Here is a 24,684-nt window from a genome sequence, read left to right on the forward strand (position 1 = left end):
TTGACCCACGTATGATTGGCATCATATTACGTTCGTACTATGAAAGAAACGGCAAGGATTCCGAAGACCCAAGGGCACCTTCGTTGGATCGAAAAATTGGTTCGCGGTGAGGTTTCGCCACCGCCGTCGGCGAAGCTCCTCGGCTTTCGCGCCGTCCAAATCGAAGTGGGGCGTGCGGTCTTCGAGTTGGACGTGGGCGCTCAGCACGCGAGCGTCATAGGAACGATGCACGGCGGCATTCTTTGCGACTTGGGCGACGCCGCCATGGGCTTGGCGATGTCCTCGACCCTCGAGGACGACGAGTCGTTCACCACCATCGAGCTCTCGGCGAAGTACTTCAAACCGGTCTGGACGGGGCGCCTCACCGCGGTCGGTCGCGTGAGCAAACGCACGCGGAAGCTGGGCGCGCTCGAGGCCGACGTCACCGATGAAAGCGGGAGCCTCGTGGGCAAGCTTTCGAGCACCTGCCTGGTGCTGCGTGGTGAGGAGGCCAAGGGCCGATGAGCGCTGCGACGTCGACGACCGAGGTGCCGTCCACGGAAGCCGTGAGGGAAGCACTGGCGGAAACCGCGCCGCCGCGCAAACGGCGAACCCCGAGGCTCCTTGCCGCGTTGGGCACCGTGGCGCTGGTGGGGGCGGGCAGCTGGTATGCGCTGACCGCGGGGCGTGAGAACACGGACGATGCGCAGGTGGAAGGCCGCGTGATGAACGTGTCCGCACGCGTGCCGGGCCAAGTGTTGCACGTGCGGGTGAGCGACAATCAAACGGTGAACGCGGGCGATGTGCTCATCGAGCTCGATCCCGCGGACTACCAGGCCAAGGTCGATGCGGCGCGCGCCGATGTGGTGGCTGCACGCGCGCAGGCCGAGGGTGCGCGTGCGTCGCTGGCCCTCATCGAGAAGACGGCCCCGGCCAACGTCGTGCAGGCCAAGGGCGGGATGACCGCGGCCACGTCCTCGATGGCGTCGGCGCAAGCCGCCATTGCCGAGGCCAAGGCCGATTACGCGGCCGCGGCGTCGCGCAAGTCGCTGGCCGAGCTCAATTTGAAGCGATCGCGCGCCCTGCTGGAGCAAAAGGCCGTTCCGCAGCTGGATCTCGATTCTCGGCAAACGGAGTTCGACAATGCGAGCGCGCAGCTCGATCAGGCGCGCGCACGGCAGTTGGCCGCCGAGGCCTCGCTGGCCAGCTCGAACGGCGGCGTGGTGCTTGCGAAAGGCCGTCTCACCGCGGCGGATACCTCGATGGAGCAGGTGGCCTCCGCCCGGGCGGCGCTGGCACTCGCGGAGGCGAAGGTGGAGCAGGCCGAGTCCGCGCGCAAGCTGGCAGAGCTCAATTTGTCGTACACGACGTTGCGGGCTGCCCGCCGTGGTGTGGTGTCGCGGCGCACGGTCGAAGAAGGGCAGATGGTGAGCCCGGAGCGGCCTCTGTTCGCCGTCGTGCCGCTGGACGACGTGTGGGTCGTGGCGAACTTCAAGGAGGACCAACTCGCCGAGATGCGCCCTGGCCAGCCGGTGACCGTGCGCCTCGATACGTACGGCCGTCGCGATTTCCAGGCCCGTGTCGACAGCATCGCCGGCGGAACCGGCGCGCGGTTTGCGCTCCTTCCGCCGGACAACGCGACGGGGAACTTCGTCAAGGTCGTGCAGCGCGTCCCGGTGCTCGTGCGCTTCGATGGGCCGCTGGACGTGGAGCTCCGTCCGGGCATGAGCGCCGATGTCACCGTTCGAACGAGGGCGCGGTGAGCTCCGCCGACGAGGGAACGCTCCTGCGCGGGAACAAGGCGCTCATCACCCTGGGCACGATGTTCGCCGGATTGATGGCGTTTCTCGATATCTCCATCGTGAACGTGGCGTTGAACGACATCCGCGCCAACTTCGGTACGCCGCTGGACCGCATCGCATGGGTGTCGACGGCCTACGCCATGGCCAACATCACCGTCATTCCGATGTCCGGCTGGCTCCTCAAGCGCTTCGGTTTTCGTCGTTATTATACCGCCTCCATTCTCGTCTTCACCGCGGCCAGCGCCTTGTGCGGCCTTTCGTGGAATCTCTTGTCCCTGGTGTTCTTTCGCATTCTGCAGGGCCTGGGCGGCGGTGCCATCATTCCCACGTCGCAGAGCGTGTTGTTCTCGCGCTATCCGGAAAAGCAGCACGGTATGGCCGGTGCGCTATTTGCCATTGGTGCGATCACCGGCCCGCTGCTCGGGCCGAGCATCGGCGGATATTTGGTCGACTTGGCAAGTTGGCATTGGATCTTCTTCGTCAATATCCCGTTTGGCCTCTTCGCCGCGTACACCGCGTGGAAGCACATCGAGCAGCCGAGCTTCGTGCCCGATCGCGCCCCCGTGGATCGCTTCGGCATCGCCCTTCTGACCGTGGGCATGGTGTCGCTGCAATACGTGCTCGAGGAAGGCAACCGCGACGGCTGGTTCGAGAGCACCACCATCCTGGTGCTGGCCATCGTGGCGGCGATTTCGCTCATTGGATTCATCAGCCACGAGCTGGAGACGCCGCATCCCGTGGTGGAATTGCGCGTATTCGCCAATGCGGGGTACACGGCGGCCACCACGCTCAACTTTCTCGTGGGAACGGCCGTTTTCGGCGGCTCGCTGTTGCTGTCGCTGTATTGCGGCAACATCATGCATTACCGCGCGCTGCAGATCGGGCGTGTGTTCCTTCTGGGAAGCTGGATTCAAATCTTGATTTTCCCTTTGGCCGGCCGCCTCGTCACCAAAATCGACCCGCGCATCCTCATGGTGCTGGCCAATGCCGGCATCTTCACGAGCCTCTGGCTGAACGCCCACCTCACCGCGGACGCGGACGTGGGGGCCATCGTCAAACCGCTTTTCATTCGCGCCGTGGGGACCGGCATCGGCTTCGTGCCGCTCACGTTTCTCGCCGTCCAAGCGCTGCCCGTCGCACAGCGCCCCGGTGGTACAGCCTTGTTCAACCTAACGCGCGAGCTCGGCGCATCGATTGGTACCGCGTGGATGAGCACCATGCTCGATCGCGAGAGCAAGCGCGCCTTCACCTTCATGACGAGCCACGTGGATGCCTACAGTTCTCTGGTTGCCGACCAAGCCTCCCTCCTGGAGCACGGCCCCGGCGCCCGCCTGGCCGATCCCCAGGGGGCGGCCCTCGCGGTTCTCAAGCTTCGCATCGATCAGCAAGCCTTGCTCCGCGCCTTCAATGGAAATTTCCTCATGCTGGCCTTTGCCTTCCTCGCCGCGAGCTGGCTCATTCTTTTGATGCGAAAGCCCAAAATGGGCGCCACCGTCGATACGAAGGATGCACATTAGAAATACGTAGGAAGATCGCTGGCGCGTATGGCGTACTTCGGTCGTGATTGTCACGCGGTACGTCGCAACTTGGCTCGTGATCGTTCTGTTCTCACTGATCGCCCTCCCGCTGGCCCACGCCGGCGAGGCCGCCGAGCGAAAGGTCCTCGACGACATTCGCGCGGAGAACCCGGACGCCGTCCCGGTTTACGAGCAGGCGGTTGCGACGCTCGACCATGGCGACACCGACGGAGCACGCGCCCTCTTCCGGCGTGTCACCGAGCTGGCCCCCAAGAGCGATCATGCCTACCGCCGCCTTTGCCGGCTCGAGCTCGTGTACGAGTCTTGGTACGTGGAGGCCGTCCCCGATTGCCGGCGCGCGCTGGCGCTGCGTGAGGCAACCGAGAACCACCTGATGCTCGCCCGTGCGCTCGTGGAGCCGGAAGAGCCATCCGCGGAGAGCGTCCAAGAGGCCCTCGAGCATGCGACGCAGGCGCTCGCGCAGAAGCCCGAGGATCCGCACGCGCTCAACGCGATGATTCGCGTGCAGCTCGCGCGCAAAGACATCGAGCGCGCAGAGGCCTACGTCGGCCACCTCGAACAGGTTGCGCCCCGCGATCCGCAGACCTACGCCCTGCTTGCGCGCGTTCGCCTCTTGGCGGGCGACCGCTCGGGGGCGGAAGGTGCCCTCGAGCAGGCCGAGGAAAAGGGCCTACCCTATGGCAAAGTCGTCGCGATTCGCCACGCAATCCAGGGGGCATCTCCGGCGTGGCCATGGCTCGTGCGCTTCGCGTGTGCCGTCGGCATTTGGCTCGGCACCTTCGCGCTGCTCTTTCTTTTGGGGTGGACCGCGAGTCAAATCGTTTTGCGGTTCGCCACCAGGGTGCCCCTGTTCGTGCTTCGGGCGTACCAAGGAGTGCTCTGGCTTTCGAGCGTGTACTTCTACCTATCTTTGCCCATCCTTTTGGGCCTTTGCGGATCGGCGGGCGTGCTCGTCTTCATCGAATACGGCACCGGTACGGACTCGTGGGCGCCGTTTCTGAGCGTCGCTACGGTCACCCTCTTTACCTTGGCGGCGGTGGGCAAAGCCATCTGGGGCATCGCATTTCCGCCCGCGTCGGAAGATCCGGGGGAGCCCATGGACTTGGCCTCGGAGCCGAAATGGCGCGCCCTGCTCGAAGACGTTGCGCATCGCATGGGCACTCGCCCGGTGGACCGGGTGTTTCTCACCAAGGGCGCCACGTTCGGGATCACGCACCGAGGGACCGGATGGCTCGGACTCGGGGGCGAGCGTTGGCTGACTCTCGGGGTCGCGATGCTGGCAGAAGATATGTCGGTGCGCACGTTCAAGGTGCTGCTCGCGCGCGAGATCGGACGCTTCAAGACGGAGGACGCCGCGGGCGGCTTTGCGCTGACGATGCAACGCTCGCTGGACACGATGACGAATACACTGACTCGACTTGGTGCCGACCGCTGGTACAGCCCGGCGTGGTTGTTCCTACGAGCCTTCGAACGCGTGTTCGCGAGCATCTCGTCGGGAGCGCGGCAACTGCAGGAAACCCTCGCCGAGCGGGAGGCCGCGCTGGCCTACGGTTCGGCGTCGTTCGAGCGGGCCATCGACGACGACCATGACGTGAGAAGCTTGTTCGTCGGCTAAAAAAGAGAGAAGAGCGCCGTCGTCGTGATGCGGTGCATGGTTCCGATTCGAGAAGGCGCCGTGACGCTGCCGAACGTGTGCCGCTGCGAGAACGCGTACTCGAGGCCGAATTCGACCTGCTTGGTCAGGGTCAAGAACGTATTCAGGAACAGCTCTTCGATCCGCTGGTTCACGAAGGGATCGATCAGGGTACCGGTTGCTGGATCGACGGTGGGTTCATACGGCGCGGCCGCGGTGCTCGCGCCATTGTTCGCCATGAGCGTTTGGCTCCAGATGACGTTGGAGCGCAGTTGCGGATTCCATACATGCGTATAATTCACGTGGTATGCGAACGCATTCCACAGGACGAAGCTATCGCCCGTATTCGTCGCACCCTGTCCCGTTGTTCCCGCAGCAACGATGTACCTTCCGATACCGCGTCCACCTGCGACGGTGGTTCGGAACGTATCGTCGAAGATTTTGAGAGCAGCCGCTGCGCTCACACCCCATCCATACTTCGAATACGAATCCGCGTTCGGCGCCCCCGCGTCACGGTATTGCGTGGCAACGGCACCCACCGACGCGGTGCCCCAATCGCCGGCCATCGAGAAACGACCGATCACATCGGGGATCCGCTGCACTTTGCGGGTAAACGGCTGCTTCGTGCCCGGTCCATCGGTGATCCCGTTTTGATCGGTTCCGGGCGCGTTTTCGATGGCCAGCGCGAGGCTGGAACGGGCGGGAAGGGGGATGACGTAGCGGATCATCGGCTGGCGGATGGCCGCCGTGGAGCCCGGGCCAATCCAGTCCACGGTGTCGGGGAACGCGACGAGGTCGAGAAAGGTCGTCCACGTTTGGCCGACCAGCAAGGTTCCGTAGCGGCCGCTCAAGGTGCCATAGGCATGGCGCAATCGGAAGAGGACCGAATTGGTGAAGGTCTGGCTCGATAGCAGATTGCCGGACCAGAAATCCGCCTCGATGCGGCTCCCGATTTCGGCCCACCCGGTGTCCGTCATCGTCGAAATGCCCAGGCGGCTCGTGCGGGCCGTCATGTAGAGCTGCCCCGTTTTCTGCCCCTCGGCGCTCGAATTCAACGGAAGACGCGAGGTCGTCGTGCCGAAATCTTCCCCCGTCACGAACGGATTCCGGCTCTTGAAGTCGTACGTCACATCGAGCCGCGCGAAGCCCGATAGCGTGAGCCTCGTCGTCGTGCCCGGGATTCGGAATGTGCCGGGTGGCAACTCCTCGTCGGCCGCCGCGGGAGCGGAGACCGATACCGCCGCAATCATCACCAAGCGCGCAGCCGTCCGTCGAAGCTTCAAGACGAGCCCCCTTGTTCGAGTGGGATCCATCCATAAAGGAGATTTAGCCGGGCATCCAGCCGATTTCGACGAAATGAGCATTTTTGTGTCGACTATAATATTGTCGACAATCTTCAATAATCAGCTCAACCGTGTCCGCCCCCGATGGCGTTTACGGCTTCGGCGGCAGCGTGTAAACGGCATTCCCCTTGGCGTCGAGAAATTCGATCCGTGGAACGTCGTTGGCGTCGACCGCAAGGCGAATGCGTGGTTTTCCGTCTTTGCCGTTGAGCACGATCTTCGACTCACCGTGGTCCACGCTGAACGCGAGGCGCTCGTTTCCAGCGCCCGTTCGATTCGGACCCGATTCGGGATCGTTGACATACACGCCGGCAACATGGCCGTCTTCTTCGACGATGCACAAAGCCTCGCTGCCGCCATGGGCCGTGCCGGGTTTGGGCGGATAGTCCAAGCAGAAGGCGTTGTTCTTTTCGTGCATTCCCACCCCGCCCACCTCCTTGCCCGCGGCATTGTTGAAAAGCAGGGCCGCGCCGCCCACCTTGCGCCCCGCGCCGGGAGGATCGGCGAGCCTCGTGTCGGAGGTGAGCACCAATTGCGGTGTGCCTTTTTCGTCCACGATGCGAACCTGTCGCACGTCCATGCTGTCGGGGGCCTTGGCGGTAGGAGCACATGCAGTGAGAACAAGGGCGAAGAAAGAGAGGGAAGAAGTTTTCATGGCGGCTGCGGACTGCAATCGCCGTACCGCAATGAGAGGGCATTCTCGCGTCGGCGCATCGCTTGGTGTCCGGACAGGTGTCCGGTCATCCGTCCGTCGATCGGCTCGGCGTTCGAAGCAACGCCGCGGTCGGTTGGGACGGACACGATCGACTCCGCAGCCGTGCGGCGATAGAATCTTGGCGAGGGCCCCAGGGGAAAGGAATTGAGATCGATCGGCTATGCATTCGGTGCTTTCCGGCTTGCACTCGAATCGCGCACGCTGCACTTGCGCGATGAACAGGTTCGCCTCGGCGCGCGTGCATTCGACATTCTTCGCGTGCTGGTCGAGCGCGCAGGCACCGTCGTCTCGGCCGACGAGCTGATGGCGCTGGTCTGGCCGGACGTCGTCGTCGACGACACCAACCTGCGTGTTCAAATCGGCGCTCTTCGCAAGGTACTTGCGCGCGGAGAACAGGGGCAGCCAGCCATCGAAACGATGCCCCGGGGCTACTACTTCGCGCTGCCCGTCTCGCCGTTGCACACCGACGTGACGACGGCGGCTCCCCGTGAAGTGGGCACGCACAACCTCCCCGCGCAGCTCGCAACCACCGTTGGACGCGCGGACACGATCGAACTGCTCGCCGGCGCATGGGACGGGAAGCGTCTGATTACCATCACCGGCCCTGGCGGCATCGGTAAGACCACGGTGGCCATTGCGGTGGCGCATCGTTGCTTGCCGCGCTTTTCGGACGGCATCTGCTTCGTCGAATTCTCGTCGCTCTCCGATCCGGATCTCGTGGCCAGCGCCGTCGCCTCGGCGCTCGGCATCGGCCTGCTCCCCGACGAGCCGATCGCGGGTCTGCTCTCGCATTTCCGTGGCAAGCGCATGCTCCTTCTGCTCGACACGTGCGAGCACATCGTGGAGTCCTGCGCTGGGCTCGTGGAGTCCCTTTTGTCGGAGCTCCCCGAGTTGCGCATTCTCGCGACCAGCCGTGAAATTCTGCGCGCGGCAGGGGAGTGGGCGTACCGCCTGTCGTCGCTGCCGCACCCACTGCACACCGAAGGATTGAGCGCGACCGACGCCCTGTCGTACGCCGCTGTCGACCTCTTTGCTCAGCGCGCGCGGGCGAGCGCCGATGGGTTCGAGTTGCGAGATGCCGACGCTTCCAACGTGGCGGCGATCTGTCGCCGCCTCGACGGAATGCCGCTCGCCATCGAGTTTGCCGCCGCGCGCGTGGGGGAACTCGGTTTGCGCCAGATCGCCGCTCGCTTGGACGATCGATTCCGGGTGCTGACGCAGGGCCGGCGGACGGCGCTCCCGCGCCACAAGACGCTCGAGGCGACGTTGGCCTGGAGCTACGATCTTTTGCCGCCGGAAGAGCAGATGATGCTCCAGCAGCTTTCCGCCTTTCGCGGGCCCTTCATGGGGAACGCCGCCGCGGCCATCGCCGAGCCCGAATGGCCACGTTCCGAGGCCATGAATCATCTGTCCAACTTGTTCGCCAAATCGCTCGTGACCGCGGACATCGGCGGTGAAGCCCCTTTTTATCGATTGTTGGACACGACGCGCGCATTTGCAGCCGAGAAACTCGCGGCCGCGCCCGCCCGCGATACGGTTGCGCGGCGTCATGCGGAGTACATTCTCTCGGTGGTGCGGGAGGCGGAGATCGAGTGGGAGACCGCGGATCCCAAGGCCTGGACGGAGCGCCATCGATACCTGATTGACGATTTGCGTGGGGCGCTCGAGTGGGCCATGTCGGACCGTGGCGATCCTCTCCTCGGCGCTCGGATCCTCGCGCACTCCGCCGTGCTCTGGTTCTTTCTGGCGCTGCTGGACGAATTCGAGCGGCACCTGCAGAGCGCGTTCGCCGCGCACTCCGCGATGCTCGAGACCGATCCGCTCCTGGAGATCCGTCTGTGGGAAGCGTTCGCCTATACGGTGTTGCACGTCCGCGAGCGCAAATCGCGCCTGGTCGCAGCGGACGCTTTCCGAAGGGCACTCGGGACGGCGCGGCGGGAAGGGCTCGTCGATGCGCAGCTCCGGACGCTCTGGGGGTTGCAGATCTGCGTGGTGCACAGCGGCGACTACGCGAGCACCATGGACGTCTTGAAGGAATTCGACGCGCTGGCGACGAACCTCGGAAGTTCTCCCTTTACGCTCGTGGGCACGCGCATGGAGGCTTTGGTCCGACATTGCTCCGGCGATCATGCGACCGCACGCCTGCGCGCGAACGAATTGCTCGAGCACGCGGCCGTCGCATCGGGGGGAGTTCGCTACCGCGTGATTCAATTCGACACGCGGATCTCCGCCTATACGATCCTCGCCCGCGTCCGGTGGATCCAAGGCTTCCCCGAGGAAGCAAAGGAGTACGTTCGCGAAGCCGTTGCACGCGCACGCAGCGTCGGCCAAGCGCTTCCTCTCGGCTACATGCTCTCGCTCGCGGCGATTCCCGTTTCGTTCTGGACGGGTGATCGCGCCGCGGCCGAGCAGTACACGGCGGAGTTGTGCACCAGCGCGCTCAAGCACTCCCTCGCCACCTTCCATACGTGCGGCCTGGCGTACCAAGACATCTTGGACCGGAAACGCACCGGCCACGCCGAACGCCTCGAGGACACGGTCCTCTCAGAGACCGTCGCCACGGTGGACGAAGCGTTCGCCAGCGATACCGTCATCGCCCGCGCAGAGCAGGGCCTCGCCGCCTGGTGTGCGTCCGAGCTCCTACGGCTCCGAGCCATGCACATTCTGGAACGGGGCGGCACCGAGCAAGAGGCCGAAACCGTTCTCCTGGAGGCGATTCAGACCGCACAGCGCCAGCAGGCGCTCGCCTGGGAACTTCGCGCCACGATGTCCCTCGCCGAACTCTGGATGCGCCAAAGTCGACATGCCGAAGCGCAGGAGCGCCTCTCCGCAGTCCGTGCGCGCTTCACGGAGGGTTTCGACACGGCCGATTTGCGCCGAGCCGATGCACTGCTGCGACGAAATCGTTAAAGAGGCACGGCCGCCTTGGCGATCGCGCTGGCGCTCGGTAGTTTCTCGAGGTTCCAGCAGAGATCCACCAGTGTCCGAATTTGCGCCGGAGAGAGGCTCTCCTTGGCGAGATCGGTGAACTTGGATTCGATATCGCCATCCGTCATCGGGGCCTCCAAAGTCCCTTTGGCGTGCTGGATGGATTTGACCAACTGCCGACCGTCCTCGAGGACCATCGTCATCTCCACTTGCGATAGCTGGATATTCGTATCGATGACCGGAACGACGCGGCTGCGTAGCTGGACGATGGTTGGATCGTGGACGGCCCGATCGCTGAACTGCCTTTCACCCGCTGCACCTTCGACGATGGCGACGGCAACCGCATGGTAGATGCTAAATTTGCCTTCCAAACCCGTCGTAGGTGTCTTCTTCCCAGTCAACTCCAACACCAACGGGTTTACGCGAAGATGGACGCTCTGGACTCGACCCGCGTTGACCGAATATTGGTCACGCAATTGAATGGCGGCATCGATCGCCGGGTGCATCACGATCCCACAAGCGAAAGCCTTGTAGGTGTTCAACGTCGATTCGTAGTGTTTCCCCAGACCATCGATGATCTCTTTGTAATCATGTTTCGTCGAGATGGTGGTGGCCCAACCGCGTTTGGCCTCGATCATCTGATCCGAGCTGGTGAAATTTTTCGAAGCGAGAAATGCAGCAAACAGTCCGTTGCTGGCAGCTCGCCCTGGATTGAAGCTCTTGTTCATCGAGCCAAACGATTCTCTGAAGCCGACAGGCTGCGATGCGGCCAATCCCAGAGCCCAAATCATTTGTTGCTCGGACAAACCCAAAAGCTTCCCGGCGCTGGCCGCAGCCCCGAAAACACCTGCAGTCCCCGTGATATGCCAACCTCGATCATAATGATCCGGATAAACCGCGTTACCGATTCGGCATTCGGTTTCCACTCCGAGGACCAGCGCGTTCAAAAAGTTTCGACCATCGGTGGGTCGATGTTCCGCCAATGCGAGAATGGCAGACACGACCGGCCCAGCCGGGTGGATGATGGTCTTCGGATGCGTGTCGTCGTAGTCGAAGATATGCGAAGACACACCATTGATGAACGCGGCGTTCATGGCGTCAAAACGTTCTCTGCGGCCGAGAATCGACGCTTGCGGCGGTCCAGAAAAGGGTGCGAGGGCCTCAACGGCAATGTTCACCGTTTCATGACGAGATCCCCCTACGGCCACGCCTACCCAATTCAGCAACGTTCGCAAACCTTCCTTGCGGACATGGGCCGGCAAATCCTCGTAGCGGGCCGATACGATGTAGCGCGCCAGTATTTTGGTCACTTCCGGTGGGGTCGGAGCCGGCGCAGCCAAGTCGTTTTCCATGGACTTCACGGCTAAGTCCGGTGTCACGGCCCCCGCGACGACGGCGGTGGTCGCGGTGCGAAGAAATGTCCGTCGATCGAAAGTCGCCATGGCGATGCTCCTCCTGACCGTGGTCCGACATGAGGCACCCGTTCGATGTAGGGGCAATCATCATGGAAGTCCTTCCTTTCTCGAACCAACCGTGAGATCGTCCGCTTCGACGTCGCAGGCGGACTCGATATTCGAGATACCGAACTTGCCTATGACCATCGAACGAGCGGCGTGTACCTCGAGGAGGCTTCGTGTTTGGTGACATAATCGTACTTGGTGTTGGCCATAGTGGAACCTCGTTGTTGACGAAGATGCTCCACACACTCGGATGGCAAAAAAACGACGCCGACGAACCCTTTGCCGAAAGCGTCCGGATGCGTGAACTCAACAGCGACATCCTTGCAACGGGCTTCACGTCGAGCATCGAAGCCGCACAACGAGCCTATTTCGAGTCGCTGGAGCGGCCGTTCGCACTCAAAGACCCTCGGCTCGTCGAGACACTGTCTCATTGGATATCGGCGATCCACGAGTTGAACGAGACGCCAACGCTCGTGATGATCATGCGCGATCCCGCGGCCGTAGCCCAGAGCTACATCGATCGAGGTGAGCTGGTCGACGGACAGCCCGGAACTCGCGGTCGCACGGTTCCCGAATTGCTGGAACTTGCCGCCAAGCAATATGATCAATGGCCCTTTCGCAAAACAATTTTGCATTACGAAAAGTTGGTCGAAGCTGCGCTGATTGTGAAACGAGAGCGTAGGATGAGGCAGGATGGAGGACTCTGGCTTTCGTCGGCGTTCGATCCGTGATGTTCTGCCCGCAGATCGGCATTCCGCGGGCAGTTGGAACGGGCGCACCATGGGACCGCGAGACGCGTACGATCTACGGCCATCGCCCCTCGAGGAGCACTTTCGGGCTCGCTACGTCATCCCTTCACCCGAGGCACTGTTGGCGGCGAGCTCGGAGCTCCCGGTCAGGCATGACCGGCTCTGGGCCATCGTCCCCATGGCCGAGCAGCAGCCGGCGCTCGCGGAGACCGTCGCACGTGCCGCCCACTACTTGAGCAGCCGGCTGCCGCGCGGGCGCGTGCTTTTTCTCGACGGCGGCTCCTGTCGCGAAAATGTCGCGGCGGCACGCGCCGGAGGGGCGATCGTTCTCGAGCAGGACACGATCTTCGACGCGATCGACTGGGGAAGACTCCTTCCGATCCTGAACCTCCGGCGTCGGCCGGTGGGGCGATCGGGACAGGGATTCAACGTTTTCGCAGCCCACATCGCGCTCGCCGCCCTCGGCATGCGCGACGACGATCTCGTTTTCCAATGCGACGCCGACGTTCAGAATTACGAGGAGCTCGCGCCGCTGGAACGGCTCCTCTCCGCATGGTCGCTCGAAGCGAACGTCCGGCACGCCAAGCTCGCGCAACCCGGGCGCAACAACGAGATGACCATGGCCGCTCGTGCCATGCAGCAACTCTTCTATTGCCTCGAACTCTCCTGGGTGCCCTCCACCGTGAAGCAGCTCGCCCGCGACGTGTTCATGGCCCTGGCGCCAGACAAGTGGCTCACGTGTGGTCTCTACATCGTCACAGGCGCGGTCGTGCGGTCGAGACCCTTCGCATCGGGATATCTCGACGCGATGATGCAAGCAATTTGGGCGACGAGTGCCCGCGAATGTGGATGGCGGAACATCCGCTACGTCGAGTGTCCCGTACGCTGCCGAGACTCGGTCAATACGAGCACGAAGGAGACGCTCATCTTGAGCAGCGTCGCTTTGCACCTTCAAAGCATCGTGATGCACGGCATCGCACCGCACGAGTGGGATCCGGGTCTCATCACGCAGCTCAATTGCGGCATGATGCCCAGGCTCTGCGACATCCCGGAGATCGGTGATGCCGCGGGACCGGTGGCCATCCACCACATCGATCAGGACCGACTCATCCCATCCGTGGATGCGCTCTGCGAGGCGAAGATCATCGACCTGGCCCGCGTGAAACGGATCATCGATGGCTAGACGTCGCTGATGCGAAGAACCTCCGCACCGGCATCGGGGCGAAAGAGCAAGTCCACCAAGGCCGCGCGGCGATCCAGGACTGCGCGCTGGTTGATGTAGCCCTTGTCCGTGATTTCGCCCGCGTCGATGGACGGGGGTTCGTCGAGGAGCAAGGCGCATCGCACGATTTGGCTGGTTGCGCCGTCCGCGCGCTCATTGTGGGCGCGCAGGCCCTGCTCGATTTTGTCCCGCGAGGCTGCGGCCGCCGGAAAGAGAAGCACCGCGACGTAATCGCGATCGTGGCCCGCAATTACCGCGTCTTGAACCATGGGCGACAGCGCCGCAATCACGGCGAGGCGCAATGCACCGGTGTGCACCCAGGTGCCGCTGCTCAATTTGAAGTTCTCGCTCACGCGACCATCGAAGACGATGCCGCGGTTCGGATTGACGGGATCGGCGAGGCGCACGGCATCGCCCGTGAGGTAGAAGCCTTCGTCGTCCAGCAGAGCGCGAAAGCGGTCCATCTCGTGCAAATAGCCCGGTGTAACCTGGGGCCCTTTCACGCGCGCCTCCAGCTTGGTGCCATTGGGGGCCAGCTTCAAGGTGGTGCCCGGCGTGGGCACGCCGATGATGCCCGGGTCGTCGATGGGAAAATGCACCTGGGTGACGAGCGGCGAGGTTTCCGTTGCACCCCACGCGCTCACGAAGGGCACCGCCTCGCCCCGCGTCCGCTCTCCCAGTCGAACCAGCCTATCCCAAATGGGCCGCGGCAATGCCGCCGCGGCATAAAAGAGCAAATCGAGATCGCGAAAAAACGTCTCGGCGAGCGCGGCGTCGTTTTCCAAATAGGGCAAGAGCGCATCGAAGCCGCGCGGTACATTGAAATACAGGGTAGGGGAGACGTGGCGCAACACGTTCACCGTGTCCTCGATGCGGCCAGGAACGGGCTTGCCGCGATCGACCCACAGTGTGCCGCCATGCCACAGCACCAAATTGAAATTGTGATTGCCTCCAAAGGTGTGGCTCCAAGGAAGCCAATCGACGACCACCGGCGGCCGATCGCCCAAGAAGGGCCAACCCATGGCCAGCGCCTGCTGATTCGAGCACAGCATGCGATGCGTATTGATCACGCCCTTGGGCGCACCGGTCGAACCCGACGTAAAAAGAATCTTCGCCACATGGTCTGGACCCATGGCATTCAGCGCCGCATCGACATTCGCCGAACTCGAGCCTGCGGCCTCCAATAGGCCAGAAAATCCCACCGCCACGCGGGTCGTCGGATCGAGGGGCAGCGCGGCAATCGCGCGCGTGTACGCGTCGCCATCGGCGAACACCCAGCCGGGGCGCACCATCGCATGCAGCGCGCGCAGCTTCTCGTGATCGCGCGACATGAGCGAGTACGCTGCGGAGATCGGCACAACGGGAACGCCGACCACCATGGCCCCCAACGCCACCAAGGCATGGTCCACGGAGTTGTCCGATAGGATCATCACCGGTCGCGTGGGGCCAAGCCCGTCGTCCAGCATGAGGGCTCCGAGCCGTCGTGCCGTTCGATAGGCCTCCCCATAGGTCACTTCCCGGGTGCCGCCCTCCTTCGTGCGCTCGGCCAGAAATACGCGATCCGGCGCGCGCTCGGCCCACGCACGAAGCACCGCGCCCAGATGCGCCGGGTAGTCTCCCAGCGCGCCTTGGGCGAAAAGAAGCATGCTGCCGTCGGGGCGTTGCTCGATCGTGATCGCGGGATCGGCAAATCGGGGCGCACGAGCCATGGCGTCGATCCTAACGTCATCGCACGCCGCGCGTCACGTACGGCGAAGCGGCCCCTGCGGCCGCCTCGCCCTGAATTCGCGCCTCTCTAGAAGCGGTAGCCCACCGTACCGTAGACGCCAATCGCGTTCGCGTTTCCGCTGCCCGGCCCCAGATCGGTGAAAATGAAGGTGTAACGCGCGTCGATGCCGGCATAGAGCTGGTCGGTGACGTTGTAGAGGCCTTGCACACCCGGCCAGACCGAGAACTTCACCTTGTTGTCGTTCGTATCGAGGCCTTTGAGGTCGCCGCCGGCGATTCCGACGCCCGCGCCCACGTACGGACGAATGGTGAACTGCGCCACGTCGAAGTTGTAGCCAACCTCACCGCCGACGTTCATGACCTTGCCCCTGCTCTTGGTGCCTTCGAGCTCGCTACCCAAGTTGTATTGGAACATGCCGCCGAGATAAAGTTTCATCGGCAGGGTGTATCCGGCGCGCACGCCGAAGCCCGCGCCATAAAGATTGAAGCTATCCTTGGCATTGCTATCCAATGCATTGTTGAAGCCGTAGCCACCGAAGGCGGCCACGCTAATGGGATGATCGGTGCTCGGCGTCGGTGAAGTTTCCGCTGCGTTCGCGCTGGAGGCGGCCGCAACGAAGAAGGTACCTGACAAAAGCCCGACTAAGATTTTTCGCATGATTGAGAGATCCTTATGTGAATAAGTGCGTGCTGCGTTATGCACGGGCCATAATGCATTTTGCTTGCCGCAGCCCCGCGAGCCGCCAAAACAGCGTTTTTGGCGAAATTTTGCAGCCACCACCACTGCGTTCGCCGTTACGCGTCATCCAATCACTACGGCCGGCCACGTGAAGTGGAAGTCACACCTGTCTCTCTTCACGGAACATGCGCGGCGAATGGCGCGATCTGCTCGCACCCAGCGTGCGCCAGGCGGCGCGCCATCCCACCTCGCTGCTCCGTGTTTGCTCAATTCGAGCAACTATCCTGCGCGAAATGCCGATGCACGATGGCTGACGAGCTCAGAAGCGGTAGCCCACCACGGCGTAGCCGCCGAAGGCGTTCGCGTTTCCATCGCCCGTCCCGTCCTTCGTGAAGATGAACGTGTAGCGTATCTCCGTGCCCAAATAGATTTGATCCGTCGTGTTCCACAGGAGTTGCATGCCCGGCCAGATGGCGAAGTTGAAGCTATCGCCTTTGTCGTTGAGATTCAGGTCGCCGCGTGCAATGCCGGCGCCCAGGCCCAGGGACGGACGAACGGTGAACCTCCCCGCGTCGATATCGAAGCCAATCTCGGCACCGGGCGTCATTACGCGGCCGGTGTACTCGGTGTTCGGGTCGTATCTCCACGTGCCGCCCAAATTGTATTGAAACATGGCGCCCAAATAGAGCTTCATGGGCAGGGTGTATCCCGCACGCACGCCGAAGCCCACGCCATAGAGATTCAAACTGTCATTGGTATGGCTATCAAGAGCATTGTTGATGGCGTAACCACCTAAGACGGCCACGCTAATGGGATGTTTGGTGCTCGGCGAGGGCTCCCCGGCATACGCGCTCGATGCAGCGGCCATCAAAGAAACGCAAGACAAGAGCCCAACTAAGATCTTTCGCATGTTCGAAGTGTCCTTGTGTGAATAAGAGTCCGTTGCTCTATGCTGGGCCCCTAGTGCATATTGCTTGCCGCCAACGTGCGAGCGCGGGCGGGCCCCTCATACCCGGAAATGCGCGTGAAATCGGGGATGCGCTGTGGCCTCACCGTGGGGTGCGGCGCGAGATCGTCCCTGGATCGGATGTTCGCCTGTGCTACGAATGGCACGATATGCTCGCATTGAGCGCGCGGCAGGCGCGCAATCTCCACCTCGCTGCGCAAGGCCTGCTCGTACCGCCCCGCGGCCGTGCCACGAAGGCCGATGTACTGTCCGCCATCGCGCGCATGCAGCTTTTGCAGATCGACACCATCCACGTCGTCGCGCGCAGTCCGTACCTGGTTCTCTTTTCCCGGCTCGGCGACTACCAGCCCGCGTGGCTCGAGGCGCTCCTGGCGGAGGGGGCCATCTTCGAAACGTGGGCACACGAAGCGTGCTTCGCGCCCATCGACGACTACCTCTTGCACCGACGCCACGTCGACGGGCGCAACCATTGGGCACGCCGCAGCGCCCAGCGCATGCACGACAACCACCGCGAGGCCATGGACCGCCTGCTCGCCCACGTGCGCGAGCTCGGGCCGGTGAAGTCGTCCGATTTCGAACGCAAAGACAGCGGGGGCAAGGCCGCCAAACCGGGTTGGTGGGGTTGGAAGTCGGAGAAGCGCTGGCTCGAGGCCCTGTTCGTGCTGGGCGAATTGATGATCGCCCGCCGCGACAAATTCCAGCGTGTCTACGACTTGACCGAACGTGTCCTCTCCGTCGCCGCCCCTGGCCTCGATCCAGCTGCGATCCCCACCGAAGAAGCGATGCGCCGCGCCTTCATCGTCCGTGCCGTCCGCGCCCTCGGCGTCACCCAGGCGCGCTGGATCGCGGATTATTTCCGCCTCGGCCGCCGCCTCAAAGACGCGGAGCTCGATCCATTCGTCGAGGCCGGCGAACTCGCCCGCGTCGAGGTCGAAGGATGGACCAACCCCGGGTACGTGCATCATGCACATACCGATCTGCTCCAAAGCCCGCTCCGCGCGACCCACAGCACCCTGCTTTCGCCGTTCGACCCCGTCGTGTGGGACCGCGAGCGCGCCGCCGCCATGTTCGATTTCGATTACCGCATCGAATGTTACACTCCGGAGGAGAAACGCCAATACGGCTATTACGTATTACCCATCTTGCGCCGGGGTGTCCTCGTCGGTCGTCTCGATGCCAAAGCGCACCGCGCGGACGGCGTTTTCGAGGTGAAATCCGTGTACCTCGAAGGCGGACAACGCCCCAGCGAGGCCCTCACCCGAGACGTGGTCGCCGCCATTCAGTCCTGCGCCGATTGGCACCGCACGCCCAAGGTGCAAATTCGAAAAAGCGATCCCCGCGCCTGGGCCAAATCGCTCCGCGCCGAGCTCTCAGCGCGAAAACGGAAAGGTGCGGACCTTGACCAGGGGGAATAGCTTTTCCACGTCCTCGCGGCGGAAGAAGCCCGTCTCGCCGGTGAGCGCATTGGCCGCACCGCAGGCCACGCCGAGGCGGAACGTGGCCTCGAAGGACCAATCGCGTGCGAGGCCCACGGTCATCCCGCCCACCAGCGCATCGCCGGAACCCACGGGGTTGATGCACGCATCGATGTCCACGGAGGCGTGAAGGCACACGCCGTGGGAGAAGGCGAGGGCCCCTTGGTCGCCCAGCGACACGACGACCAGCGCAATACCCTCGTAGGCCATGCGCTGGGCGGCGGCGGCCGCGGCCTCGAGCCCGTCGATGGGCATGGAGAGCCATTTTTCCGCTTCGTCGCGATTCGGCTTCACCATGAAGGGGCCGGCCGCAATGGCATGCCGCAACGGTTCCCCGCTCGCATCCACGATGCAGCGCGTGCCCAGCGACTCCACCAGCTTCGCGTACGTCTGCTCGGAGATGCCCCGCGGAAGGCTGCCCGAGAGTACCGCCACCCGCGAAGCATCGGCCAGCTTGCGGAATGTCGCGAGCAGCTCGCCCTCGATCCGCGAATCGATCTCCGGGCCCGCTTCCAGAATTTCCGTGATGCGCCCGGACTGCTCGCGGATGGCGAAACACGTGCGGATCGGCTGCTCGATTTCGATGCCGTGAAAGGCGACGCCGCGCGCGCCAAGCCAGTCTTCGAAGGTGGTTCGGTAGGCCCGGTCGATCAAGCCCACCAAGGCAACGGGTTCGCCCAGGGCGGCCACGCTGGTGGCCACGTGCAAACCTTTGCCGCCGGGGTACGCCTGTACGCCGGTGGTTCGGTGGACCTTGCCGAGTGAAAGTTCCTCGAGCTCGATGAGCTCGTCCATCGACGTATTGAATCCACCGACCGTAATCACCGTCCCGTCCTCGTCTCGTCAGTCCGTTTCACGTCGTCTCAGCACGGCGAGCGCTTCGTCGCGTGTCGCCTGGGCCGCCGTGCCTCCGATGCCCAGTGTGGAAAGAGATGCACAAGCCGCGCCGAACCGCATGCTGTCGACGAGGCAATCGCCCGCCAACCACGCGTGGAGAAAGCCAGCGTTGAACGAATCGCCCGCGCCCGTCGTATCGACGGGCTGCACGGGAAAGGCCGGCACGCGCATCACCTCGCCGCGATGCAAGGTGATGGCCCCCTCCGCCCCGAGCTTGGCCACCGTTTTCGCGTGCACGTTCTCCATGACGTGCAGCGCCTCGACGACATCGTCGCGTCGCGCGATGCATCGAAGTTCCACCTCGTTCGGGAAGAAAAGATCCACCTCTCCCAACGTGGCCAGTAGATCGTCCGCCCAGTGTTCGCTCGGGTCGTAGCCTGGATCGAGCGACGTCGTCAGCCCGGCGCGGTGGGCTCGCTCGAACAACCCGCGGCAGCCGGGTCGAAGTTTTTGCTGGAGGTAGTACGACGAGACGTGAAGGTGCGCCGCGCCCTCGAAGGCATCGTCCCCGATGTCGTCGGCGCCAAGCTCGGCCGAGCTCCCCAAGAAGGTCACCAGCGCGCGATCGCTCGGTCCCGAGATGGCCACGGTCACACCGGTTTTCAGCCCTGGCTCCGCGACGATCCGCGCAATGTCGACGCCCGCGCGCCCCATCGTCTCCGTGCAGAACGAGCCCCACGCATCGTCGCCGACCTTGCCCGCGAAGGCGACCGGTGTTCCAAGCCGGGCGAGCCCCATCGCGCAGATCGCCGAGGCGCTGCCCAGCACCATGCCGAGATCGTCGACCACGACCTCTTTGCCTGGCGCCGGAAAAATCGGACACCCTCGGAGCACGAGGTCGACGTTGATCTCGCCCGCGACCAAGACCTTCTTCATGACAGGCCCCCTTTCACGACACACTCAGTGGAGGGCTATGGATCTGGAATTTCTCGACGACGCGGCGAATGACGTTGTCGGGTGAGGGCGCATCCGGGCGGAGGCCCAGCGCCCGGCACTGAAAGAAGGCGAGAAGCTGCCCCACCAAGGTATCGAGCACCGGCAGATCGCCGTCGTCGACCATGGGCATACCCGTGTCCACCACGACGTCTTGCGGGCCCACGATGGATTCGGGCACCTGGCTGCCCACGAGGACCTTGGCCAGGCCGAGGCCCTTGCTTCCGAGCTCCTCCAGGAGATCCATTTCGTACGCGCGCCCGATGGGATCCGACGACAGGAAACACACGAGCAACGTGTCGCGTTGCACCGCGCACATCGGTCCGTGGCGAAGACCCAGATATGTTTCACCAAAGGTGAAAACTTGGCCTCCTGTCATCTCGAGCATCTTGAGAGCCGACTCCCGCGCCGCGCCGAAGCGTGCGCCGCTACCTAGATAGATGGCCGAGCGGAACTCACTTCGTGCAACATTCGCGAGCGGGCTGCACTCGGTGAGAATGTCGGCCGCCACACGGGCCACCCGCTCCACGCGGCGAACGTACGACGCGGTGTCCTCCAGGCTCGTCAGGGCGTGGCCGGCAAGGAATAGATTGGTGAAGCTCGAGGTCATCACCAGGCTGCGGTCGTTCGTCTTTTTGTCGAGCACGACGCAGGTCACGCGTGCATCGGTTCGGTATTTCGTGGCGAGCGCGCCCTCCGCATTGCAGGTGTAAATCAAATGCCGCGCCCGCGGATGGGCCCGCAGAAAGTGGTCCACCAGCGCGGTGCTCTCGGGGCTGTCCCCGGAGCGCGCAAGCGAGACGACCAGCCCGGGGTGCGCGAAGAGCGATGCCTCCGACGGGTGCGTGAGCACATTGCCCGCCGGCACGGCGAGCGCGGGCACGCGAAAGGCCTGCTGGTACGTGGGTGCGAGGCATTGCGCAATGCAATGCGAGCTGCCCGAGCCCGTGAGGAAGAAGGATCCCGAGCCATCGCCTTCGCGAATGCCCACTTCGGAAAGCAGGCGCACGAGATCGGGCGCGCCCTGCGCCGCCGCCTTCGCCGTCTCGAGCCAGGTGATTGGCTGCTGCGCGATCTCGCGCAAGGTGTGGAAGTACCCCGCATCCTTCCGGTCGCCCTCCGAGGGCGAGAGAAGCGTGCCCAATTCCCGGGTACCCTTCAATTGGTTCAACCAATCATCCAATGACGGCGTCTCGCCTCGCAGCGCGCCAATTGACATGAGAAACTCCTCCTTGTAAGGAAACGAAAGGAAATCGAAAGCAAACGAAAAGTAACAAAATGAACCGACAAGAGCAACCAGTGCGTCCAAACCCCGATCACGGTGTCCGGACTCCGCGCCCCCGGCTCGAAAATCTTTCCCTTTCGCTCGGCAAGCGGGTGCGGCTTCATCGGCTGTTGTATGCCAGCGGGCCCAAGAATGGGAATTTGCTCGTCCTTCCCCTCGACCAAGGACTCGAGCATGGCCCGGCGGACTTCTTTCCCAATCCGGCTGCGCTGAATACCGATTACCCATTCCGCCTGGCAGTGGAGGGGAATTATTCGGCCATTGCCTTGGGCATTGGCCTGGCCGAGAAATACATGGAGCAGTACGCGGGGACGATTCCTCTCATCCTCAAGCTCAATGGCAAGACGAACATCGCCGACGATGCCGAGGCGGTGTCGCCCATGTTTGCCAATGTCGAAGATGCGGTGCGCCTGGGGGCCGATGCGGTGGGATATACGCTTTACATCGGCTCGCCACGGCAAGATCACGAGATTCTCCAGTTTCAGCGGGTTCGTCAGGATTGCGCGCGATTTGGAATGCCCATTGTGATGTGGGCCTATCCGCGCGGACGCGCCATCGATGCGAAGGGCGGAAAGGGAACCTTGTACGCCCAAGACTACGCCGCCCGCGTCGCCGAGGAACTAGGGGCCGACATCGTGAAACTGCATGAGCCGGAGGCGGACAACGAGCGCTCCCCGGAGCCGTACCGTTCGCTGCGCGAGGACACGGCGGAGCGGTTGCGCCGCGTCGTCCGTTCCGCTGGAAAGACGATGGTGCTCTTCTCGGGAGGGGAGAAAAACGACGATGATGACGCCGTGGTCAACAAGGTGAAGCTCTATATGGAAAGCGGCGCCACCGGCGTGATGTTCGGGCGCAACATGTGGCTGCGTCCTTACGATCGCGCGCTCGGTCTCACCCAGCGCGTGCAAACGATGATGAAATCTCGTTTCGGGGAGTGATCACGCAATGAATCGACGCCAGTGGTTGACCATGATGGGACTCGGGCTTCTGGGCTGTAGCTCTCGGAAAGGCGTCGGCGTTGGGGCGGCCGAAGCGACAGCGGCGGGTACCAGCACGCCGAAGCTCGCCCTGGAGGACTTTCGCCCCAAGAGCATGCTCCACGTCGCGCAGACGAAGGTGGCGAAGTCGAAGTTCCCGGTCATCGACGTGCATACGCACATCACGTGGTCCAAGACCATGCGTAAAGGCGTCGCCGTCGGCGAAGAGAACCAGTTCTTCTCGGAGCCGCGCGCGCTTCTCGAGGTGATGAACCGCAAGAACGTGCAGATGATGGTCAACCTCACCGGCGGCACCGGCAAGGGCCTCGAGGACACGATCCGAAAGCTCGATCGCACCTACGAAGGCCGCTTTGCCACGCTCACGGAGCCGTCGTACGGCCACTGGCTCGAGCCCAAGTATCCGCAGCTCCAAGCCGACGCCATCGAGCACGCGCGCAAGGCTGGCGCGAAAGGCGTCAAGGTGCTCAAGACCCTCGGCCTGTACTTGCGCGAGCAGATCGACAGCGGTCCGCTGGTCAAAATCGACGACCGCCGCTTCGACCCGATGTGGGAAGCTTGTGCCGCCAACAAGATGCCGGTGTGGATCCACATCTCCGATCCGGAAGCCTTTTTTCTCCCGACCGATCGAAATAACGAGCGCTACGAGGAGCTCTCGAACCACCCCGATTGGTCCTTTCACGGCAAGGATTTCCCCTCAAACGCCGAGCTTCTCGAGGCGCGAAACCGGGTGATTGCGCGACACCCGAAGACGCAATTTCTCCTCTTGCACGTAGGAAACGCTGCGGAAAATCTCGGTTATGTGTCGCGCTGCTTGGACCTCTATCCCAACACGATGGTGGAGATAGGGGCGCGCATCGGCGAACTTGGGCGCCAACCGCGGACATCTCGCAGGTTTTTCGACGCATATCAAGACCGTATCTTGTTCGGCACGGATGCCATTCCGCCACCGGCCGGCAACGAAGTGCCACAGCAGGTATTTGGCGACGAGCTCTATGAGATTTACTATCGGTTCCTCGAGACCGAAGATGAGTACTTCGATTATGCGCCGGCACCCGTACCGCCCCAAGGTCGCTGGGCCATCTATGGCCTCGGCCTTCCCGAGCCGATTCTCCGCAAGGTTTATCACGACAACGCCGCGCGCCTTTTGGGGCTGGTTGCATGACGCGCTCGTCTGAGGGGCCCAGGTCACAGTCAGGTGGCGGGGGTGGGGGCTCCTCAGGCTCGCGGTCGCAAGCGTCCAAGAACGCTGCGGCTGCTACGAACAACGCAAACCGTATGCTGGTCGAAGAACGCCGCCGCAAGATTCTGCAGATGCTCGACGAACAGGGCAGCGTCATGGTGGAGGAGCTCTCCGAGCGCTTCTCCGTCTCCACCGTGACCATCCGGGCCGATCTCGCCTCGCTCGAGCGCACGGGCAGGCTGGTGCGTTCGCACGGCGGCGCGGTCAAGCCGCAGGTTTACGACATGCCGCTCGGGGTCAAAGAGACCCTCCACCGCCGCGAAAAGGGCCGCATCGGCCAGGCCGCGGCGAAGATGATCCGCGACGGCGAAACGGTGCTGCTCGACTCCGGCACCAGCACCGCAGCCATTGCCCGCGAGGTGAAGGCGCTGCCGCTTCGCGCGCTCACCGTCATCACCAACGCGCTCAACATTGCGATGGAGCTCGCGGGGTTGCGGCACATCCGGGTCATCATGCTCGGGGGCATGCTGCGCGAGATGTCCTATTCCCTGGTGGGCCCCCATGCCGAGCAGATCCTCGAGCGCTTCCACGTCGACCGGCTCTTCCTTGGCGTCGACGGTGTCGACCCCGAGGTGGGCCTCACCACGCCGGACGTGCTGGAGGCCAAGCTCAATGCGCTCATGATTCGGGTCTCGCGGCAGGTCGTCGTCGTGGCCGATTCGAGCAAGTTCGGCCGGCGCAGCCTGTCCAAGATTGCCGACCTCGATGCCGTGCACAAAGTCATCACGGACCGGAAAATCTCGGCCGACATGGTTCGCGCGCTCAAGGCGGCCAACATCGAGGTCGTCATCGTTTAATCGCCCGCCTCATGGCTTGCGGTGCGACGCCTCCGCTCGCAAATTTGCGCCATGATGTTCGACCTTCGGCTCAGCGAAAGCGAAATGCGTCTGATGGCAAGCGCCCTCGACGAGCGCGTTCGTCAGCTGTTCGAAGAGCTCGTGCACACCGACGACCGCGCGCTCAAGCGCGAGCTCGCCCAGAAGCACGCCGACTTCGAACGACTCGCGGGACGTGTTCATCAATTGATCGATTCTCCACCGCTTCCCGCATCCGCATAGCTCTTCGCGTCATCGCGTCACGTTGAGCAAACCCAGCATGCACCCACCCACATCC

Annotated in this window: 21 protein-coding genes; 12 read left to right on the plus strand and 9 right to left on the minus strand. The window is 63.3% G+C overall.

Annotation, left to right across the window (positions count from 1 at the left end; genetic code table 11):
- Positions 1-39 precede the first annotated feature (39 nt).
- From LZC95_17465 to LZC95_17480, 4 genes are read left to right on the plus strand one after another with little or no spacing between them, the layout of a single operon-like run.
- Positions 40-504 (plus strand): PaaI family thioesterase, encoded by a 465-nt coding sequence (locus tag LZC95_17465; protein WXA98608.1) that lies wholly within the window; start codon positions 40-42, stop codon positions 502-504.
- Positions 501-1,742 carry an HlyD family secretion protein gene (locus LZC95_17470; GenBank protein WXA98609.1) on the plus strand — a complete coding sequence of 414 codons (1,242 nt, stop codon included), beginning with the start codon at positions 501-503 and terminating at the stop codon, positions 1,740-1,742. Before LZC95_17465 ends, LZC95_17470 begins: the two co-directional genes overlap by 4 nt.
- A complete protein-coding gene (locus LZC95_17475) occupies positions 1,739-3,298 on the plus strand; it encodes a DHA2 family efflux MFS transporter permease subunit (GenBank protein ID WXA98610.1) in 1,560 nt (519 codons plus the stop codon). The genes LZC95_17470 and LZC95_17475 overlap by 4 nt, the downstream gene beginning before the upstream one ends.
- Before the next feature lie 43 nt (positions 3,299-3,341).
- Positions 3,342-4,934 carry a tetratricopeptide repeat protein gene (locus LZC95_17480; protein WXA98611.1) on the plus strand — a complete coding sequence of 531 codons (1,593 nt, stop codon included), beginning with the start codon at positions 3,342-3,344 and terminating at the stop codon, positions 4,932-4,934.
- Here LZC95_17480 and LZC95_17485 read toward each other — a convergent pair.
- Both LZC95_17485 and LZC95_17490 read right to left on the minus strand, forming a co-directional pair.
- Positions 4,931-6,235, minus strand: coding sequence for a porin (locus LZC95_17485; GenBank protein ID WXA98612.1), 1,305 nt, complete (start codon positions 6,233-6,235; stop codon positions 4,931-4,933). The two genes, LZC95_17480 and LZC95_17485, sit on opposite strands and share 4 nt — an antisense overlap.
- 151 nt (positions 6,236-6,386) lie before the next feature.
- On the minus strand, positions 6,387-6,875 hold the full coding sequence (locus LZC95_17490) for a hypothetical protein (GenBank protein WXA98613.1): 489 nt from the start codon (positions 6,873-6,875) through the stop codon (positions 6,387-6,389).
- A gap of 279 nt (positions 6,876-7,154) precedes the next feature.
- On the opposite strand from LZC95_17490, the gene LZC95_17495 reads away from it, so the two are divergent.
- Positions 7,155-9,920: a winged helix-turn-helix domain-containing protein gene (locus LZC95_17495; GenBank protein ID WXA98614.1), complete on the plus strand. Its 2,766-nt coding sequence runs from the start codon at positions 7,155-7,157 to the stop codon at positions 9,918-9,920.
- Here the strand turns inward: LZC95_17495 and LZC95_17500 are convergent.
- Entirely contained in the window at positions 9,917-11,380 is a 1,464-nt protein-coding gene (locus LZC95_17500; GenBank protein WXA98615.1) for an MmgE/PrpD family protein, read from the minus strand. The genes LZC95_17495 and LZC95_17500 overlap by 4 nt on opposite strands.
- A gap of 314 nt (positions 11,381-11,694) precedes the next feature.
- Between LZC95_17500 and LZC95_17505 the strand changes: the two genes are divergently transcribed.
- Positions 11,695-12,129, plus strand: coding sequence for a hypothetical protein (locus tag LZC95_17505; protein WXA98616.1), 435 nt, complete (start codon positions 11,695-11,697; stop codon positions 12,127-12,129).
- Between the two features lie 49 nt (positions 12,130-12,178).
- On the plus strand, positions 12,179-13,330 hold the full coding sequence (locus tag LZC95_17510; protein ID WXA98617.1) for a hypothetical protein: 1,152 nt from the start codon (positions 12,179-12,181) through the stop codon (positions 13,328-13,330).
- On the opposite strand, the gene LZC95_17515 is transcribed toward LZC95_17510, so the two are convergent.
- The 3 genes from LZC95_17515 to LZC95_17525 all read right to left on the minus strand — a co-directional run bounded on the left by LZC95_17515 (position 13,327) and on the right by LZC95_17525 (position 16,644).
- Positions 13,327-15,078 carry a feruloyl-CoA synthase gene (locus tag LZC95_17515; GenBank protein ID WXA98618.1) on the minus strand — a complete coding sequence of 584 codons (1,752 nt, stop codon included), beginning with the start codon at positions 15,076-15,078 and terminating at the stop codon, positions 13,327-13,329. The two genes, LZC95_17510 and LZC95_17515, sit on opposite strands and share 4 nt — an antisense overlap.
- An 86-nt stretch (positions 15,079-15,164) precedes the next feature.
- Positions 15,165-15,755, minus strand: a complete 591-nt coding sequence (locus LZC95_17520; GenBank protein WXA98619.1) for a porin family protein — start codon at positions 15,753-15,755, stop codon at positions 15,165-15,167.
- 340 nt (positions 15,756-16,095) lie between these two features.
- On the minus strand, positions 16,096-16,644 hold the full coding sequence (locus LZC95_17525) for a porin family protein (protein ID WXA98620.1): 549 nt from the start codon (positions 16,642-16,644) through the stop codon (positions 16,096-16,098).
- Between the two features lie 248 nt (positions 16,645-16,892).
- Between LZC95_17525 and LZC95_17530 the strand changes: the two genes are divergently transcribed.
- A complete protein-coding gene (locus LZC95_17530) occupies positions 16,893-18,158 on the plus strand; it encodes a winged helix DNA-binding domain-containing protein (protein ID WXA98621.1) in 1,266 nt (421 codons plus the stop codon).
- Here LZC95_17530 and LZC95_17535 read toward each other — a convergent pair.
- The 3 genes from LZC95_17535 to LZC95_17545 are packed head-to-tail and all read right to left on the minus strand — an operon-like array spanning position 18,114 to position 21,267.
- A complete protein-coding gene (locus tag LZC95_17535) occupies positions 18,114-19,043 on the minus strand; it encodes a 1-phosphofructokinase family hexose kinase (GenBank protein WXA98622.1) in 930 nt (309 codons plus the stop codon). The genes LZC95_17530 and LZC95_17535 overlap by 45 nt on opposite strands.
- Positions 19,044-19,061: 18 nt before the next feature.
- Positions 19,062-19,991, minus strand: a complete 930-nt coding sequence (locus LZC95_17540; GenBank protein ID WXA98623.1) for a carbohydrate kinase family protein — start codon at positions 19,989-19,991, stop codon at positions 19,062-19,064.
- A 13-nt stretch (positions 19,992-20,004) separates the two neighbouring features.
- Positions 20,005-21,267 carry a hypothetical protein gene (locus LZC95_17545; GenBank protein WXA98624.1) on the minus strand — a complete coding sequence of 421 codons (1,263 nt, stop codon included), beginning with the start codon at positions 21,265-21,267 and terminating at the stop codon, positions 20,005-20,007.
- Positions 21,268-21,326: 59 nt separating this feature from the next.
- Here LZC95_17545 and LZC95_17550 point away from each other — a divergent pair, with 59 nt between their 5' ends.
- The 4 genes from LZC95_17550 to LZC95_17565 all read left to right on the plus strand — a co-directional run bounded on the left by LZC95_17550 (position 21,327) and on the right by LZC95_17565 (position 24,629).
- Positions 21,327-22,271, plus strand: coding sequence for a hypothetical protein (locus LZC95_17550; protein WXA98625.1), 945 nt, complete (start codon positions 21,327-21,329; stop codon positions 22,269-22,271).
- 7 nt (positions 22,272-22,278) lie between these two features.
- The gene (locus tag LZC95_17555; protein ID WXA98626.1) at positions 22,279-23,493 is read left to right on the plus strand and encodes an amidohydrolase; all 1,215 of its coding nucleotides are present in this window, start codon (positions 22,279-22,281) and stop codon (positions 23,491-23,493) included.
- 113 nt (positions 23,494-23,606) lie between these two features.
- A complete protein-coding gene (locus LZC95_17560; GenBank protein WXA98627.1) occupies positions 23,607-24,368 on the plus strand; it encodes a DeoR/GlpR family DNA-binding transcription regulator in 762 nt (253 codons plus the stop codon).
- A 51-nt stretch (positions 24,369-24,419) separates the two neighbouring features.
- Complete coding sequence (locus tag LZC95_17565; protein ID WXA98628.1) at positions 24,420-24,629, plus strand: hypothetical protein; 210 nt, start codon at positions 24,420-24,422, stop codon at positions 24,627-24,629.
- Positions 24,630-24,684: the final 55 nt, after the last annotated feature.

It is taken from the genome of Sorangiineae bacterium MSr12523, assembly GCA_037157775.1.
GTDB lineage: Bacteria > Myxococcota_A > Polyangia > Polyangiales > Polyangiaceae > Pendulispora > Pendulispora brunnea.

Excerpts from the sequence above, each read along its gene's own strand:
- LZC95_17465 (WXA98608.1), top strand. The coding sequence starts at position 40 with ATGAAAGAAACGGCAAGGATTCCGAAGACCCAAGGGCACCTTCGTTGG.
- LZC95_17470 (WXA98609.1), top strand. The coding sequence starts at position 501 with ATGAGCGCTGCGACGTCGACGACCGAGGTGCCGTCCACGGAAGCCGTG.
- LZC95_17490 (WXA98613.1), bottom strand. The coding sequence starts at position 6,875 with ATGGACGTGCGACAGGTTCGCATCGTGGACGAAAAAGGCACACCGCAA.
- LZC95_17500 (WXA98615.1), bottom strand. The coding sequence starts at position 11,380 with ATGGCGACTTTCGATCGACGGACATTTCTTCGCACCGCGACCACCGCC.
- LZC95_17505 (WXA98616.1), top strand. The coding sequence starts at position 11,695 with ATGCGTGAACTCAACAGCGACATCCTTGCAACGGGCTTCACGTCGAGC.
- LZC95_17510 (WXA98617.1), top strand. The coding sequence starts at position 12,179 with ATGGGACCGCGAGACGCGTACGATCTACGGCCATCGCCCCTCGAGGAG.
- LZC95_17515 (WXA98618.1), bottom strand. The coding sequence starts at position 15,078 with ATGGCTCGTGCGCCCCGATTTGCCGATCCCGCGATCACGATCGAGCAA.
- LZC95_17520 (WXA98619.1), bottom strand. The coding sequence starts at position 15,755 with ATGCGAAAAATCTTAGTCGGGCTTTTGTCAGGTACCTTCTTCGTTGCG.
- LZC95_17525 (WXA98620.1), bottom strand. The coding sequence starts at position 16,644 with ATGGCCGCTGCATCGAGCGCGTATGCCGGGGAGCCCTCGCCGAGCACC.
- LZC95_17530 (WXA98621.1), top strand. The coding sequence starts at position 16,893 with ATGCTCGCATTGAGCGCGCGGCAGGCGCGCAATCTCCACCTCGCTGCG.
- LZC95_17540 (WXA98623.1), bottom strand. The coding sequence starts at position 19,991 with ATGAAGAAGGTCTTGGTCGCGGGCGAGATCAACGTCGACCTCGTGCTC.
- LZC95_17545 (WXA98624.1), bottom strand. The coding sequence starts at position 21,267 with ATGTCAATTGGCGCGCTGCGAGGCGAGACGCCGTCATTGGATGATTGG.
- LZC95_17550 (WXA98625.1), top strand. The coding sequence starts at position 21,327 with ATGAACCGACAAGAGCAACCAGTGCGTCCAAACCCCGATCACGGTGTC.
- LZC95_17555 (WXA98626.1), top strand. The coding sequence starts at position 22,279 with ATGAATCGACGCCAGTGGTTGACCATGATGGGACTCGGGCTTCTGGGC.
- LZC95_17560 (WXA98627.1), top strand. The coding sequence starts at position 23,607 with ATGCTGGTCGAAGAACGCCGCCGCAAGATTCTGCAGATGCTCGACGAA.
- LZC95_17565 (WXA98628.1), top strand. The coding sequence starts at position 24,420 with ATGATGTTCGACCTTCGGCTCAGCGAAAGCGAAATGCGTCTGATGGCA.